The sequence below is a fragment of the Flavobacterium lindanitolerans genome (assembly GCF_002846575.1).
Classification (GTDB): Bacteria; Bacteroidota; Bacteroidia; order Flavobacteriales; family Flavobacteriaceae; genus Flavobacterium; species Flavobacterium lindanitolerans.
Genome location: NZ_PJND01000009.1, coordinates 155688 through 172761, shown reverse-complemented (window position 1 = coordinate 172761; position 17074 = coordinate 155688). Strand labels below are relative to the sequence as shown.

Genomic DNA, 17074 nt, shown 5'->3' with positions numbered 1-17074 from the left:
TATTTGTTGCGCTTAAAAAACTGTTGCTGTTTTTCTTATTACTGTGTAATAGGTATGGCATAAAAATAGTTTTCATAATAAGCTGAATTGTATCTGTAATACCAAACCGGCTGGTTTTCAATCATTAAAAAAATTGTAGCCTTTGTGTTGGCGGGTACTCTGATTACTGAACTCCCGGTAATATATCCGATTTCATAGACACCACGATTATTAAGGCCATACATTGGACCGCCATAACAGGTATTGTTGCCTGCGGGTCCCAAATGGCTGAAGTTGGTCTGCGATAGCGCCGTGCTGCTATTGGTTGATGAAAGGTAGGCTCTTTGCCAAAAAGCGACATTCGTACTTACATTCGGGCTGACATCTCTTTTTCTTCCCAGTTCGGTAAATGTAAGGCCGGCATTTACTATCCAATCGCCTTCGGTTAGGATGATGCTGAAACCGGTATAGCGGTAAGGTGTTGCAGGATTACCATCAGAATATATATCGGTTGCTATGGCTTTGCCTCTGACATTAGGTCTCATAATAGGATGGCTTACCCATTTTCCGTTGCCTGCAGCATCGCTCAACAATACATTGTTATCGTCTTGAGTACCATCTGCAATGGTCAGCGCGCCAGGTGTACTGCTAATGACGTGTAATTTAGTACTAGGAGAGATAGTACCTATACCTACATTGCCCGTGGTTTCGTCAACAATAAAATCGTCTGTTTGTTGTGTTGTGGGTGTTCCTGTTACCGGGTTGTTATGAGCCGCATCAACATGCAGTGTTCCCTGGGAATTTTTAGTATTTATCCCGGTTTGTTGTGCAAAGTTATTAAGGCTAAAGCCTATAAACAATGCTATTAAAAAGATCTGTCGTGTACTCATTTTCTATTTTTTTTGCTGCCAGAATATTTGGACGATGGTAATTATATTATTTTATAGCGAAACCAACGGATAGATTCTAGTTAATAGGAATGGCATAAAAATAATTTTCAGGGGCATAAGGGTCAAATCTATAGTATCCTGCTGGTTGGTTCTGTAATCTTAGATTGATAACACTAATTGGTGAACCTGTAACCTGAATAATTGAGCTGCCTGTGATATAGCTTTTTCTGTCGCTTGCGGTATTTGGCGTATAAGTTACTGAGCCTGTAATCACACCAACATAAGAGGTGTTGGAACCACCTGGCCCTGAATGACTAAAGTTAGTTTGTGTTACTGCACCTGTCAAGGATGTAGACAAATAAGCGTTTTGCAGGAATGTTACACTACCTAGAGTATCAAAAACCAAACCTACATTGACTATCCATTTTCCGGGTTTTAAAGCAATCCTTAGCGTTGAGAAAATAGGGGGGTCTGTTGCTCCGGTTGGTGTTACCGGTAAACTGATACTTGGAAAAGTGCCTAATACTGCTGATGTGATAAGCGGAGGCATAACCCAGGTGGCTACACCATTGGCATCAGAAGTGAGTATTTTGTCAACACCTTGGGTACCATCGGTTATAGTGATAGACGGATTGGGGGTTCCGTTATTAATATGCAGTTTAGTAATAGGTGAAACTGTACCAATACCTACATTTCCTGTATTGTCATCAACAATAAAATCATCAGTTTGTTGCGTTGTAACTGTTCCGGTAGCAGGAGTGTTTTTTGCCGGATCAACATGTAATGTACCCCAAGGGTTTTTGGTATTAATGCCGGTTTGTGCAAAGCTATTAAAACTAAAACCAATGAATAGCAACCATAAGCAAATGTTTAGTATTTTCATGTCTTTAATTTTCATATTTAAGTATTAGTTATAAATAGTGCCGGATGTTTTGTCGTAATTAGTTAACGGGCACAGCATAAAAATAATTTTGCGGTGCATTTGTCCTGTAGGTATAGCTAAATCTCTCCAGCATAAGAAAAATACGCAAGGTTGATGTGCCGTTAACCTGTATGATCGAGGTGCCGGATATAAAAGCCACTTTTGGCGTTGCAGGCGTATAGGTTAAAAAAGCACCCTGCAGTACGCCTGCATAAGAAGTATTGTTGCCGGCCGCTCCTAAATGAGTAAAACCATTTTGTGCCGGAGCGCCAGAGTTATTTGTAGAAAGCCACGCATGCCCCCAGCCCTGTATTGTGCCTGTTGGTAAATTTTCCAGCGTAATACCGGCATTTACTATCCATCTGCCAGGCTCAAGATCCAAATAGAGATTGGAATATACAGGATTGGCAGTTCCTCCATTATTTGTTCCTGTCAAAGTTATTGTTTGAGCAGGAGAGGGAAAATTACACATCGTCACATCTTTTGTAACAGCAGGAGTAATCCATATACCTCTTCCATTGACATCACTAACCAATAACCTGTTGGCAGCCTGTGTGCCATCCTCAATACGCAATGCACCAGAGGTAGTACTGTTAATGTGTAATCTGGTATTGGGAGTTATCGTGCCAATACCTACATTACCCGTATTCGTAATTATAAAATCGTCTGTCTGTTGTGCAATTGTTGGTAATCCGGTGAGAGAGTTGTTCATGGCCGGATCAACATGTAATGTGCCTTGCGGATTTTTAGTATTTATACCCGTTTGTTGTGCAAAGCCATTAAGGCTAAGACTCATAAACAATAATATTAAACAAGCGTTTTGAATGTTCATGTTTTTAGTTTTAACGGTTTAACCATTGAAATTAATTAACAGGTACGGCGTAAAATGAATTGATTGGCTTAGGCTTTTTTCAGGAGTAATTATTTGGTATGCTAATAAAATGTGTTGCAAACAAAATTCAAATACAGGGAGGAATATGACATATTAGGGTATTCGCAAGTTCCTGCTCCAGGATCTGAGAATAGCGATTACATCTGATTCTGTGATATCGGAAATAACCTGAACATCTAACTATAATATCAGCGTTGCTTCTTCTATGCCGTTAGAATACGTTAGGCATGTGAGAATAAACTGTTAATTTATAGCCTGATATCGGGTTTGACATCTGCATTATCAGCTAGTAATTAAAAAATAGTCTGTTTGTCATGCTTTAGATAAGACCTGGTGGGAGTGTTGTTCGGCCAAATCAGCATACAAGTTTTGGTATTCTTACCTGTTTTGTTAAGCAAAGGTTATATTGTCGTTGCTAACGTGCGGAATACTATTTATGTATTCTTTTTTATTATATATTGCAAAACTAACAAATAAATTTTATTTTGGCTTAAGTTAGGGTGTAAAATCCACAATATGTTATAAAATATCGATTAACAGATATTATTAATGGTTGAAGTGCACTTTTCTTGATTTATTTTCTAAAACAAAATAAAAACCTTTTACGTAAAACAGCCTTACTAATTCTTTAATTTTTTTCATCATGAAAAACTTAAAGAATGTTAGTAGTTTTTTAGTTGATAGTCGAAAGTCGAAAGTCTATAGTTGAAAAGCAATAATGACTTATTGTGTTCGTTATTGCCTTAAAATCTTTTCCATTGCTTTTCCTTTGGCCAATTCATCGACCAGCTTGTCCAGATAACGAATTTGTTGCATCAGTTTATCTTCGATATCTTCAACAAGGTAACCGCAGATGACTCCTGTGATTTTTGAAACGTTAGGGTTGATTTGTGGAGCTTTGGCAAAAAAAGTTTCAAAATCTGTCTTTTGTTCGATTACTTGTTGGAGACTTTTTTCGTCATATCCCGTCAGCCAAAAAATAATAGTGTCTAATTCTTCTTTGGTGTGTCCTTTTTTCTCAACTTTTTGAATATAGTGCGGATAAACGCTTGCAAATGACATTTTATATATTCTTGTATTGTTCATACTTAGTTATTTTGAGTTGTATGCAAATTACAAAAATGCCAATATTATATAACTCCATCTTATTTTAAAGTGTTAATTTGTATCTTGCATAAAAGAATAGGAATACGAGATGGTAAAAAAATATGCCCTGTTTTTTATCGTTTTTTATGCCACTATTTGTCAGGCGCAAATAGGAGATACTGTTGCTGTGCAAAAGCCTGAAAAGCGTATAGAAAAATATGACAACCATATCAAACTACGTCTTGGACTCAGTAATAGTTTTAATTCGTTTCGTGTGAAAGACAGAACAAATCATCTGGATTTTACTTTGTCACCCAATCAACGGCTGCGTTCAACACTAACGCTAATTTATAAGTTTATTGAAATAGATTTGGGCTATACGCCAGAGTTTCTTCGCTTCAATAAAGATGACGCTCTTAGAGGACATACGAAGTTTTATAATTTTGGAACACGACTCTATTTTGGTTCCTGGATGCAAGAGTTACAATATGTAAAAACTAAAGGGTTTTATATAGACAGGAAAGATATTGGAATAGAAAATAATATACTGTTTCCTCATTTTCAAGTACAAAAGATAGGAGGAAGCACCTCTTATGTCTTTAATCCGGATTTTTCGTTTCGGACAATTTTTCTACAAAGTGAATGGCAGCAAAAAAGCGCGGGCAGTTTTGTGCCCAGCATTAGTTACTATTTTACGCAAATTAAAAACAACGAACCCAGCAAAGACCATATTTTTGATATAGCTGTTGGTCCTGGATATTATTATAATTGGATTATACGCAACAAATGGCTTGTATCAGCAGGTGCCTATGCGGGGTTGGGATTTAATAGCACAAGAACGGTTTACAATGACAATAAACCCGATGAAGTTATAGATGGTCTTTCTTTTCAAACACTGTTTAGATTAACATTGGGTTATAATACGGAACGTTTTTTTGCCGGAGCCGCTACAAGCCTGAATTCATTTTCATACAACTCTGATGCCCAAATACATGTAGCAGACCAACAGCAGTTCTTGGAATTTTATATTGGATATCGTTTTAAAGCACCTAAACGTATTAATAGTTTATTTGGAAAAGAATAAACTGCTTTGAAATTGAAATGATTGCATATTGAATGATTTAATAAGGATTCTTTAAATTAACTTCCCAAAAAGTGGGTTTTTATGATTTTTTTAAGATATATTTACGCTTTGTAAATATACCCCCATGAAAAAACTATATTACGCCCTCTTGGTGTTTTGCTTTTGGCAAAGCATGAAGGGTCAAGGGCTATATATTCCCGATGCTAATTTTAAGGCAAAACTGCTGGCTGCTGATGCCGGGAATGAGATTGCCAAAAACAGGCAGGGACAATACTTCCGTATTGATAGTAATGAAAATGGTGAGATTGAAGCAGCAGAAGCTTTGGCAGTTAGTTATATCAATGTATCGTCTTCTTCAATTGCCAATTTAAAGGGAATTGAATATTTTACGGCAATCACTACCTTACTATGCAATGATAACCAATTAAGTTCTGTTCCAACCTCAGATTTACCTTCATTGACATCATTGCAATGTGCAAACAACAAAATTGTTTCATTAGACTTATCAGCCTGCTCAAAACTATACAGTCTTTCCTGTGCCAACAACAAACTCGAAAGCCTGGTGCTGAATAATCCAGGGCTGAATTTTATTGACTGCCGGCATAACGCTTTGATTTCGCTAAATATAAACAATTCTCCTAACCTTGAGTATCTGTATTGTTCTTATAATTCCCTAACGGATTTGAATCTTTCAGTGAACAGTCGTCTTCGCGATTTGGAATGCTCTTTTAACCGATTGAGTATTCTTAATCTAACCGGACTGGCCAGGCTACGTGATTTGGAATGTCAGAATAATCAACTGGCAATCTTACAATTAGCCGGAAACTTTATCAAAAAACTTTATTGCCATAACAACCGATTGGCACAATTGGACCTATCGGCCCAAACAACGTTAGAAGAACTCAATTGCTCTAATAACGTCCTGACTGCTTTAGATTTTACAGGACTTACTAAATTAAAACGGCTGTTGCTGCATAATAATCGATTGGTTTCGCTCAGCAATCTGGTTGACTATCCGGAATTGGTTAGTGTAATTGCAGACAATAATAAACTGTTGTCGCTGACAGTTTCCGGTCCGGCAATAACAGAGCTAAGTCTTGCGAACAACCAGTTAGAATATTTAAAGGTTTATGGTTGTCCGGAGCTGAGTATCGGGAGGCTTAACTTTAGAAGTAATCCATTGGCCACTTTAGATTTACGAGGATTTGAACGGCTTGATTCTTTACCATGCAGTAATTACGGACTTAGCGGTGCATTAACGGTTCTTGCAGATAAGGAACTAAGGTCGGCTAGTTTTGACGGTAACAGGCTGTCATCTTTGGATATTACCCAATGTCCGGGTGTTGAAGTGTTGGAGTTTGGTTCCAACCCATTACTTACTTCGCTTTTTATAAAAAACGGAAAGGATAATACAGCTTTTTTTGAGCATTCATTATCCACTGTGCCCCGTCTTCGCTATATCTGTGCCGATGAAGATGAGATAGATATGATAGAAGCATGGTTGGCAGCACTGCCTGGTCTTGAATGCGGAGTCAATTCTTACTGCTCTTTTACACCGGGTGGTAATTATAATGTCGTGAAGAGCAGTACAACTTTTGATGATGACATGAATGGCTGTGATGCAGAAGATACCGTTGTTTCCTTTGCCGGTTATAAATTAATTCGCGGAACAACTGAAACGGTATATTTTTCAGATAGGAGCGGGCAATATAATTTACCATTGCTGGATGGCAACACAACCATTATTCCTCTTCTCGCTAACCCGGATTATTTTGATGTTTCGCCACCAAGTATGACGTATTCATTTCCTGACCAACCCTCAGGTTCTTTAGAGCAGCTTTTTTGCCTGAAATCAAAAGGAGAATATCCTGACGTTGAAATCACCTTATTGCCTTTAAATGATGCAGTGCCTGGGAATGTAGCCAATTACGCTATTTCATATAGAAATAAAGGTACCAGAACACAATCCGGAAATATTCAATTGGAATTCGATGCTACAATAATTCACCCTGAAATAACCACATCAACAGCACAGAATCCTGGACGTTTGATATGGTCTTTTTCTAATTTAAAACCTTTTGAATCGCGTACTATTGCACTGCGTTTTATATTGAATAGGCCAACGGATAATCCTTCTCTTAATAGCGGAGACATTCTTAACTATAAAGTTACAATAATCACACCTTCATTAGACGCTGTGCCAGAAGACAATACGATTGTCTTACGCCAGAAAGTAGTTAATTCTTTTGACCCTAATGACAAAACCTGTCTTCAGGGACTTTCGGTTTCTTCTTCCATAATTGGGCAATATGTGCATTATATTATACGCTTTGAGAACACCGGCAATTTTGTTGCAAAAGATATTGTAGTAAAAGACCTTATCGATACGGAACGTTTTGATATAAGTACCCTTTCAACCATAGAAAGCAGCCATAATTTTAGTACCAAGATTAGCAATACCAATAAGATTGAATTTGTTTTTAAAGACATCAATCTCCCTTTTTATGACCATATTAATGATGGTTATATTGCTTTTAAAATTAAGACTAAGCCGTCTTTGGCTCCGGGCGATAGTTTTAGCAATGCCGCCAGTATTTATTTTGATTTTAATTTGCCGGTTATGACAGAAAGAGTAACCACCAGAATCGAATCGCTTAGTGACAAGGATTATGAATTTTCAAACCGTTTTATGATTTTTCCAAATCCTTCAAGTGATTTTATAACTATTACAAATAAGGATGAAATTTTGATAAAATCTGTGACTGTATATAATATAATGGGGCAACCGGTAAGGACGTTCAGTAGCACTTTCGACACCAAAGTATTGGACATATCTAATCTGGCTTCAGGAAATTATGTTATCAGGATTTATTCTGATGAAGGAACTGCAACGGCTAAGTTTGTAAAATACTAACCAGTCAAAGTAGGGGGAATGTTGTATATTTGTTCGGAAAGGATTTGTCTTTTTCCAATCAATTACCTACTGAATAATGAAAAAATATCCCGCTTTTCTTTTGGTTGCCTGTTGGGCAGCTACCTCTTGCAACATAGCCCATAATACTGCTACTGCAAAATTATCACACATCGAAGTTCAGGGCCATCGTGGAGACAGAGGGCATTTTCCTGAAAACAGCCTGGAAGCTTTTCGTAGTGCTATTGACAAAGGCGCTGACGTAATTGAACTTGATGTTGTTATTTCCGGAGATAAAAAGGTGGTGGTTTCTCATGAACCTTTTATGTCTTCCGAATATGTATCGCTCCCTAACGGGATGCCTGTTACCCGTGAAAAGGAAAGGTCTTATAATTTATATCAGATGCCTTATGACAGTATTCGTAAGTTTGATATTGGTTCCAAAGGAAATACGCATTTTCCGGAACAGCAAAAATTCAAGGCCTATAAGCCATTGTTTTCAGAACTGATTGACGATATGGAAGCCTATACAGCTAAACACAGACCAGGCAAACCCATTCGTTATAATATTGAAATCAAGTCAGGGGCAGACCAATACGACAAATCCCAACCGCAACCGGACGTATTTGTTGCAATGGTGATGGAAATTGTTAAGAAAAAAGAAATACAAAACAGAAGTAATATCCAGTCTTTTGACCCGGCCATACTAAATGCTTTGCATAAAAAATATCCTGATGTGACTATCGCGATTTTAGCGGGCGATAAGGGACTTACAAAGAATTTGTCAAAATTGGATTTCAAGCCGCAGATATATAGTCCGCATTACGGACAAGTCAATCAAGCTTTGGTTGATTCAGTCAGGAAACTTAATATGAGATTAATCCCGTGGACTGTAAATGACGAAAAAGACATCGACAAAATGATTGAATTAAAGGTTGATGGCATCATTACAGATTATCCGGAAAAGGTTATTAAAAGACTTTAAATAAACTTAATCAATTATTTTATTTTCAGAAACATAATAATTGTATTTGATTTAAAAATTTCTAATAAACTTATAAAGCTAATAGATTTAATACTTTGCGACGTTGCGTCTTTGCGTGAAAATAATTCTCCTTAGCACAACAAGCATCATTATTTTTCCGCTATTTTTTGATACCAGCACAAAAGCACTTATTTTTATAACTAAATTAGAAGCTCATAAATTAGCAAGATGTATAAAATACTATCGCTTGACGGAGGCGGAAGCTGGTCATTACTACAGTTACTCACCTTAAAAGACAGATATCCCGACAAGACTGGCCATGCAATTCTCAAAGAATTTGATATGGTGATAGCTAATTCCGGAGGCAGTATTATTCTTGCGGCTTTGGTAGAAGACTGGCCTTTAGACAAGGCTATTGCACTCTTCAAGGACCAAAAAATCAGAGAAAAAATTTTTAGCAAAAATTCGTTTTGGGAACGTTTTTTTCCCGTAGACTATATCAAAAGTATAGGCCCAAAATACAGTTCCAAAAGAAAAGGAAAGGCGTTTCGCGAACTGTTTACGGAATCTGCCAAAAGACAAATGAACGAACTTCCTGATTTTATTGGCAAACCCGATTTAAAGCTAATCGTCTGTACTTATGACGCCTTAAATAATCGGGCGAAATTTTTCAGGTCATATGGCGGCGGTCCTTATTATGATTCGGTAAAGCTCACACAGGCCATTCACGGTTCTTCAAATGCGCCAATACAGTATTTCGATTTTCCGGCCCGTTTCAAAGCAAAGAATTCCGGAGTCTTTTTTGAATTATGGGATGGCGCTTTAGGTGGATTTAATAACCCTATTGCTGCCGGAGTCATTGAAGCCATAAAATCAGGTGTGCCAAGAGATTCTATAACCCTGGTTTCTTTAGGAACTTCCAATAAATCGATGTCGAATGACGATAAAAAGACGTTTTATGACATCAAACAGACAACTATCAAACAGCGCCGAAAAAAATATAAATTCTGGCTGTGGAAGCCGCAATTGCAGTTTTTTAAAATGTCGATTGTAAATCAGGCAAAAACCATATTGTATGAACCGCCTGACTGGTCCAACTATGTAGCTTTTATGTTTTTATTTGGGGAAGATTATAAAGAAGGATTAGACGCCGCTGCATTAAAACGGTTTATAAGACTTTCGCCTATGATTCATACCGATAAAAATACGCTTCCCGAAATGGAAGAATTGCTGAATACGCTGTATCGTATGGACATGAATCTGACAAAAGACGAAGAAATCCAAAAACTGGAAGAATGTTATGCGGGCTGGAAAGAAGGTAAAATACCTAACCAGCCAATAGAATACTCGATAACCAGAGAAAATGAGCTGTTGCCAACCTTTGGACACATAAGATATAATGATGGCATAAACGATTGGAAAACTTGAGTTTTATGCATAAACAAAAATAATTGCTTTGACTATCCATGATATATATTGACCGATTGATTGTAATTTTTCTGTTAGGAGGCTTTGCCATGCTAACTATGCTTGTTATTTTCAATCCGTTAAAAGTCAACAGGAAAGCGAATGTATGGCTGGGATTATTTTTGTTTTTGTGGGGAACTTTCTGGATAGATGAAGCTGCCGAGATTTTGGGAATAGCATCCATTGGCAAGCCTTTTTTATTTGTTTTGAATTTCCTGCAGTTTTTTACTCCGTTGACATTTTATTATAGTGCGGTTCATTTTACAAATCCTGGATTTTCTTTTTCCTTAAAAGAATTGAGACATTTACCGTTGGCCGGTCTGTTCCTGGCCTTGTTATCGTTATCGTACTTTTATGACAAGGCAGATAAAGACATCCTGAGGGCGTGGTTAACCGTAATTATGCTGGTACAAAGTTTATTCTATGCTCTGTATTCCTGTGAGATAATCAACAGGCATCAAAGGAAAATCCAGCAATTTTCTTCAGATACTTACCCAATCAGTCTAAACTGGCTTAAATACATTGCCTATACCATATTGGCTTCCGGAATTATAATCACGGTATACAATATTATATTTATTGCAGAAAGGCCGGGCACTTATCTGAACCTTGCTTTCCTTATAGCAATTTATTTTATAGCCTACTATTCTTTAAAACAGCAGGAAGTGTATCCGGTAGGAACACAACAGGCTGATACTGTTTTTTCATTTCAGGAAGAAAGCAAAACTAATGAAGGCCCAAAAATCAAGCTGCTTGGCAATGAAGAAACCGAACTCATAAAACAACGTTTGTTAGGAGTTATGCAATCTGAAGCTCCTTATCTTGATGGTGATTTGAATTTGATAAAACTTGCACAATTGATGGAAGTAACACCACATCAGCTTTCGTATGTTATCAACACCGGATTTAATGAAAACTTTTTTCAGTTTATCAATAAATACAGAATTGAAAAGGCAAAGGAATTGTTAGCCGATAACAGGAATAATAACCTGTCAATTTTAGGCATTGCCTTTGAATCGGGATTTAATTCCAAGACCTCATTTAATATTACTTTTAAAAAATTTACGGACCTCACACCTTCAGAATTCAGAAAAAAGAGTTCTGATTTATAAAATGGAACTTTTTATTTTTCAACTGCTTATTTTACAGTTGATTATAGGGTGTTCAAAAAGAGTTCGTTTCTATAAATCCAAACATTTTTATAAGGGCAAGAGTATACTTTTGGAATAAAAAGTGAATCATGCTACGAAAAAATGACGAGACAGTTGCATCTGGAAATGAAACCGGATATGCTGTTGTTACCGGAGCCAGCCAAGGCTTGGGCAGGGCATTTGCCTATGAACTGGCTAAAAATAATATACCGCTGATTTTGATGAGTCTGCCGGGACAGGAACTTTCGGAATTGTCTTCAGAAATTTCTGAACGATATGGGGTAAAGGTATTTTTTTACGAAACCGACCTTTCCGTCAAAAAAAATGTATTGGATTTTGCAGCCTGGGTCAATGCAAACTTTTCAGTATTTATGCTGATAAACAATGCCGGAACCGGCGGAACCCAAAAATTTGATGAGGCTACAGCAGAATATATCAGCAAAATCATTGAGGTAAATGTAATGGCAACCTCATTGCTAACCCATCAATTACTGCCCAATCTGAAAAAAAAGGAAAAGGCTTATATTCTAAACGTATCGAGCATGGCAGCATTTTGCCCTATTGGCTACAAAACGGTTTATCCGGCTTCTAAGGCATTCGTACATTCTTTCTCCAGAGGATTGTATGAAGAACTAAAACACACTAGCGTTTTTGTCAGCGTTGTAAATCCGGGTGCTATGAAAACAAGTCCGGAAATCACACGCCGAATCGAAAAACAAGGCTTTTTAGGAAAACTAACGTTACTCAATCCGGACGCTGTAGCAAGATATTGTATCCGTCAACTCCTAAAACGGGATACGGTAATCATGGTTAACCGTATGAGCTGGCTAATGCTTGTCATGCTTCCAATCTGGATAAAACTACCGTTATTGACACGGTCTATAAAAAGAGAGCTAAATCCGGAAGTATGAAAACAGTTTTTGTCACGGGAGCGAATGGACTGCTAGGAACAAATTTAGTTCATGAAATGCTGGCACTAGGCTGGCAGGTTAAGGCATTAGTACGCAATCCGGATAGCTTTAAAGGAGCAGAACATTCCCATTTGGAATTGATAAAAGGCGACTTGCAAGAAGACCTATGCACACATATGGATGCATGTGAAGTAGTTATTCATATTGCTGCCGAAACCAGACAGCATCTCTTACGTTATTCCGATTATCAAAAAATAAACTGTAATGCTACCATAAGCCTGTTCCGGTCTGCGCTTGTATCGGGTTCTGTTAAAAAATTTGTTTTTGTAAGTTCTGCAAACACGTTAGGACACAGTGATTTGTTTGAATTGGGTTCAGAAGATAAGGCTGTGCGTTATCCGTTTAAAGATTCGTATTATGCCAAAAGCAAACTGGAAGCCGAAAATTTCCTCTTACAAAACAAAGACAGTATGGATGTGATTATTGTAAACCCAACATTTATGCTTGGTGCTTATGATACCAAACCCAGTTCCGGTAAAATAATACTGATGGCATGGAAAAAACAAATACTGTTTTATCCACCGGGTGGTAAAAACTTTGTGGACGTAAAAGACGTGGCAAGAGGTATTATAGCCGGTATTGAGAAAGGAAAAAACGGAGAAAAATACCTTTTAGCAAATAGTAACCTCTCTTATAAGGCATTTTTTGAATTACTTCAACAATATTCCAACCAACGCCCAATAATGATACCGCTGTCCAAATGGTTACTTCATCTGTTAGGTTATGGCGGCAATTGCGCAAGATTCTTCGGGTTGGAAACAAGTATAAGCCTGACCAATATGCGTATTCTTTGCCAGAATAATTTCTTTATAAATAAAAAATCAGTTCAGGAACTTGGAATAAAATACAAACCTATAGATGCTGCCATACACGATGCTGTAACTTATTTTAAGTCAGAGAATGTTTTGAGGTAATTGCTGTTGCAAACATAGCGACTTAGCGTCTTTGCGTGATAAATAACGGACCATAAACTAAATTAATATCGAATTTTATCTAAATTTCTTAGGATAGTTAGGAATATTCAACCCCAAAACAATATTATGCGTAGTAATTTGCACACCATCTTTAACCTTAATTTTTACAACACCGCTACCGCCACGCTTTTCCTGAGGATATTTTTTAAAATGAGCAGTCAATAATTTGTCATCCTCAAAATTGATTTCATCGGTATAATATTCATTAGCAACATCCGGTTCCTTTATAGACAGATGGATATGTGCCGGCAAAACATCATTTGGATAGGGGGCAGGACGTATCGTTTTGATAGTATATTTTCCGTTTTTATCGGTTTTCACCCAACCCCGAATATGGCCGTGGCGTTTTACTCTTTCATCCATTTTTTGTGTAGGCGAATAATATCCGGCATTATCAGTCTGCCAGTAGTAGAGAATAACATTTGGGGCCGGTGTCTTTTGGTCCAATTGAAAAACAGTTCCGCTGACAATCAGTTTTTGGCCCTTTTCATTCCACCCGGAGCTTGTATCTGTAGCATGCAATTCTTTGGGTATTCCTATATACATCAGTTCGCAACCATCACAACCACCGCCAACAATGGGATTGTTTTTAGGGAGTAATTTTTCATTCGCCTGTTGTCCGTTACAACTCATAAACACCAGTTGCAAAAAAATCAGTTTAAAGAAAATTCGTTTTTTCATAATCAAATATTTTATGCAAAATGATAATGAAAACATTTGATTTCCAACTAAAATAGTGTAAGCGGAGTTTATTTTAAGCTAAGCTGATGTGCTGAAAAGTGAAGTTTAAAATTCTTGGCATAATTACGGCTCAACCTCAAAACAGTATCATCTGTGAGGGTAATATCATAATCACCGTTTTGTCTTGACCGGACAGATATAATCTTATTTATGTTCACTATATATGATTTGTGTATACGTACAAACTGTTTGTTGTCTAATTGTACTTCCAAAGATTTTAAGGTTCCGCTATACAGATGTTTTTTGGAAAGCTGATAAATGTTGACATAAGGAGAATTGGCAGAAAAATATAATATATCGTTTACTGCCACTACTGTTTTTCTGTTAGTGCTGTCTGAAATTAAAATAGAATTGATATAAGCTTTTTTCTCATTTGATGGAGATAATGGTGCAGTTTGGATTTTCTGATTCGATAAAGAGAAAGCTATTAGCATAAACCCATAAATAATAATCGTTTTTATCAAATAGGCCGATATACCAAAATTAAAAGTCTGCCAATACGAAAACGTATGGGAATAGAATATTTTTGAGACAATCCAAATCAAGGCAGGATATGATAGCAGGTGAAATGCAATTGCCCCGCCAATAAGTAATATTTTAATTGCGATTTTATCTTTCTTTTCGGTCAGTTTTAAAAATAATGTCAGCAAAGGAAGGAACAAAATCCAATAGGAACTGAACAGTAACGATTCTGACAGGTAGAACGCGCTGTTTTGGGATAGTGTAGACAGGTAATCTATAAGCACGTTTACAGTGATAAACAAGACTAAACAGGCCGTGAAAACAGTTCTCATTTTCAGCCTGCTGTTAAAAACAGTATGGGTTGCCTGAAGTGTCAAAATAGTCCTTATTTATACTTTACAAAATAACTTAAAAGTTAGCAATGGACAATTTTAAAGAATGGATTTTTTCAATTTATCGAAGAAAGACCAACTGTTAAGGTATGCTAAAATCGGTTAATGTCTAGCGGAAAATGGCTAACTTTAATATGCAACCTGAACGAAACACTTGAAAAAAGGATGCATAACTGATTACTTTAAACTTTAAAATCTAAATTATGAAAAAGGCAAGCCTTATAATTTGCACGATATGTTTCGCCTTAATTGGCACAAAAAGCCAGGCACAGGAATTTTATATCCGGGGTGGCTTAGGTTTTGTTACCGAATCAGGAAAAACAGAATTTAACAATGCCGACCCGAATGGGCTGACAATGATTCAGCAATCTACCGATATTACCGTAAATCCTGATGGAACCATGAGGATAAAATCTCTGAATGGAACTTTGGGAGGTGGATTTAAAGGAAATATTACGGCAGGATATATGTTTAATAACTATATAGGAGCCGAAATAGGTTTCAATTACTTTTCAGGCTATGATAAAACTATAGGAAAATTAACCAGTCCGCAGCTCCAGTCGGAAGAAGTAGCCTATTTAAGAGGGTTGGACATTATCCCCGCCATTTATATTACTCCGGGTTTGAGCAAATTGAATCCGTACGCAAGAATTGGAGCCATTATACCCACAGCCGGAAAACTTTTTATTGAAACTACGGCCAATCAAACTGATGGTGGCGGTCAGGGAACCGACATTCACGTAGAAGCCAAATCAGAGGTAGAATCGAAATTTAGTGTTGGTTTTGTAGGTGCATTAGGTGTTACCTATCCTGTTGCACCAAGATTGCAGGTTTTTGGCGAAGTAGAGTTTAAAAATTTGAGCATCAAGAGTAAATCGGCAGAAATTACAGAATACAGAACTACGGCGGTTACTAACGGAAATGCCGTATTGGTTCCGGGACAGCAATTGGCAGACCTTCCTGTAAATGAAAAGAAATTCGTTTTTTCAGACAGTTATACACAAGGACCGGCAGACCCTGATTCTCCACGCAGATTGCCAACACAGTATGTAAATGCCAGTGGAATAGGAGTAAACATAGGTATACGTTATAGTTTCGGAAAATGAAAAAGCTAGTTGCATATTGTATCGTTCTGCTTTTTGCAGGAATACAGACAGGACAGGCACAATCTGTTACCGGACGGTGGAAAACCTTTGATGATGAAACCGGAGCTGCCAAGTCTATTGTCGAAATTTATGAAAAGAACGACAAGCTTTACGGCAAAGTAGTTGAAATACTTGAAAAAGGAAAAGAAGACAAGACCTGCGAAAAATGCAAAGGCAGCAAAAAAGACAAACCAATAAAAGGATTGGTGATTATTGAAGGATTGTCTAAAAATGATGATACCTGGGAAGGCGGCACTATTTTGGATCCAAAAAACGGGAAAGAATACAAATGCCATATCAATCTTGAAAATAAAGACAAACTAAAAGTCCGCGGTTATATTGGCTTTTCTCTACTGGGAAGAACGCAATATTGGACCCGCGTTGAAAAATAAAAAAAAGGCTCCCAAACGGGAGCTTTTTTATGGATGCTTTTTTCTTTTCTTTTTTCTCAAAATAGGAGCAGAAGGATATTTTCGTTTTGGAGTCAGGTTGTTAAAAATTAAGGCAATAAACAACAAAATAAGAGCGCCACTTAGCACAGGGAAGATAACATAGCCATATCCAAGTGCTTTTATTTGCGGACCGCCAGTAACCGCAATCAATGCCGTTGCACCACCAGGCGGATGCAATGTTTTAGTGATTTGCATCAATACGATAGATAACGAAACGGCAAGTGGAGCAGCTATCCATAAAACATCCGGAACCAGTTTTTGTACCGTAACGCCAATTAGTGCCGAAACGACATGGCCTCCTATCAGATTACGGGGTTGCGCCAATGGACTTTGAATTACACCATAGACCAAAACACAGGAAGCTCCAAAGGAACCTATCAGAAATACAAAATCATTTTCATTGAACGACCCAAACTGCAAATAAGCAATGAGTCCCATTCCAACAAATGAACCAATAAATGCCCAAAAATGCTCTCTGAAATCAACAAGTGTTTCTTTATAAAGAACATATCTGGTTTTACGGTAGGTGCGATGTATCTTTTTGATTGGCATTAGGCGGTTGTTTTGTGT

At 37.3% G+C, this 17074-nt stretch carries 16 protein-coding genes; 9 read left to right on the top strand and 7 right to left on the bottom strand.

The window, feature by feature from the left end; all coding sequences use genetic code 11:
• Positions 1-38: 38 nt before the first annotated feature.
• From B0G92_RS13410 to B0G92_RS13395, 4 genes are all read right to left on the bottom strand, one after another.
• Positions 39-869 carry a hypothetical protein gene (locus B0G92_RS13410; protein ID WP_101472594.1) on the bottom strand — a complete coding sequence of 277 codons (831 nt, stop codon included), beginning with the start codon at positions 867-869 and terminating at the stop codon, positions 39-41.
• Positions 870-945: 76 nt separating this feature from the next.
• A complete protein-coding gene (locus B0G92_RS13405) occupies positions 946-1767 on the bottom strand; it encodes a hypothetical protein (protein WP_101472593.1) in 822 nt (273 codons plus the stop codon).
• Positions 1768-1810: 43 nt separating this feature from the next.
• Positions 1811-2587, bottom strand: coding sequence for a hypothetical protein (locus B0G92_RS13400; protein ID WP_101472592.1), 777 nt, complete (start codon positions 2585-2587; stop codon positions 1811-1813).
• Positions 2588-3418: 831 nt separating this feature from the next.
• On the bottom strand, positions 3419-3769 hold the full coding sequence (locus B0G92_RS13395; RefSeq protein WP_101472591.1) for a DUF2200 domain-containing protein: 351 nt from the start codon (positions 3767-3769) through the stop codon (positions 3419-3421).
• A 109-nt stretch (positions 3770-3878) separates the two neighbouring features.
• Between B0G92_RS13395 and B0G92_RS13390 the strand changes: the two genes are divergently transcribed.
• From B0G92_RS13390 to B0G92_RS13360, 7 genes are all read left to right on the top strand, one after another.
• Positions 3879-4853, top strand: a complete 975-nt coding sequence (locus tag B0G92_RS13390) for a DUF4421 family protein (RefSeq protein WP_101472590.1) — start codon at positions 3879-3881, stop codon at positions 4851-4853.
• Between the two features lie 172 nt (positions 4854-5025).
• Positions 5026-7767 (top strand): DUF7619 domain-containing protein, encoded by a 2742-nt coding sequence (locus B0G92_RS13385; protein ID WP_180326449.1) that lies wholly within the window; start codon positions 5026-5028, stop codon positions 7765-7767.
• A gap of 76 nt (positions 7768-7843) precedes the next feature.
• Positions 7844-8749, top strand: a complete 906-nt coding sequence (locus B0G92_RS13380; protein ID WP_101472588.1) for a glycerophosphodiester phosphodiesterase family protein — start codon at positions 7844-7846, stop codon at positions 8747-8749.
• Between the two features lie 228 nt (positions 8750-8977).
• On the top strand, positions 8978-10177 hold the full coding sequence (locus B0G92_RS13375) for a patatin-like phospholipase family protein (RefSeq protein WP_101472587.1): 1200 nt from the start codon (positions 8978-8980) through the stop codon (positions 10175-10177).
• Positions 10178-10215: 38 nt separating this feature from the next.
• A complete protein-coding gene (locus B0G92_RS13370) occupies positions 10216-11328 on the top strand; it encodes a helix-turn-helix domain-containing protein (RefSeq protein WP_101472586.1) in 1113 nt (370 codons plus the stop codon).
• A gap of 128 nt (positions 11329-11456) precedes the next feature.
• Positions 11457-12278, top strand: coding sequence for an SDR family NAD(P)-dependent oxidoreductase (locus B0G92_RS13365; RefSeq protein ID WP_101472585.1), 822 nt, complete (start codon positions 11457-11459; stop codon positions 12276-12278).
• Positions 12275-13252, top strand: coding sequence for an NAD-dependent epimerase/dehydratase family protein (locus B0G92_RS13360; protein WP_101472584.1), 978 nt, complete (start codon positions 12275-12277; stop codon positions 13250-13252). The genes B0G92_RS13365 and B0G92_RS13360 overlap by 4 nt, the downstream gene beginning before the upstream one ends.
• Positions 13253-13327: 75 nt before the next feature.
• Here the strand turns inward: B0G92_RS13360 and B0G92_RS13355 are convergent, their stop codons facing one another.
• Together B0G92_RS13355 and B0G92_RS13350 are read right to left on the bottom strand one after the other, a co-directional pair.
• Positions 13328-13993, bottom strand: coding sequence for a dioxygenase family protein (locus B0G92_RS13355; protein ID WP_101472583.1), 666 nt, complete (start codon positions 13991-13993; stop codon positions 13328-13330).
• A 68-nt stretch (positions 13994-14061) separates the two neighbouring features.
• Positions 14062-14892 (bottom strand): LytR/AlgR family response regulator transcription factor, encoded by an 831-nt coding sequence (locus B0G92_RS13350; protein ID WP_245867880.1) that lies wholly within the window; start codon positions 14890-14892, stop codon positions 14062-14064.
• Positions 14893-15110: 218 nt separating this feature from the next.
• Here B0G92_RS13350 and B0G92_RS13345 point away from each other — a divergent pair, with 218 nt between their 5' ends.
• Positions 15111-16013: an outer membrane beta-barrel protein gene (locus B0G92_RS13345; protein WP_101472582.1), complete on the top strand. Its 903-nt coding sequence runs from the start codon at positions 15111-15113 to the stop codon at positions 16011-16013.
• Positions 16010-16444, top strand: a complete 435-nt coding sequence (locus B0G92_RS13340; protein WP_101472581.1) for a DUF2147 domain-containing protein — start codon at positions 16010-16012, stop codon at positions 16442-16444. Before B0G92_RS13345 ends, B0G92_RS13340 begins: the two co-directional genes overlap by 4 nt.
• A gap of 27 nt (positions 16445-16471) precedes the next feature.
• On the opposite strand, the gene B0G92_RS13335 is transcribed toward B0G92_RS13340, so the two are convergent.
• A complete protein-coding gene (locus tag B0G92_RS13335) occupies positions 16472-17056 on the bottom strand; it encodes an HPP family protein (protein WP_101472580.1) in 585 nt (194 codons plus the stop codon).
• Positions 17057-17074: the final 18 nt, after the last annotated feature.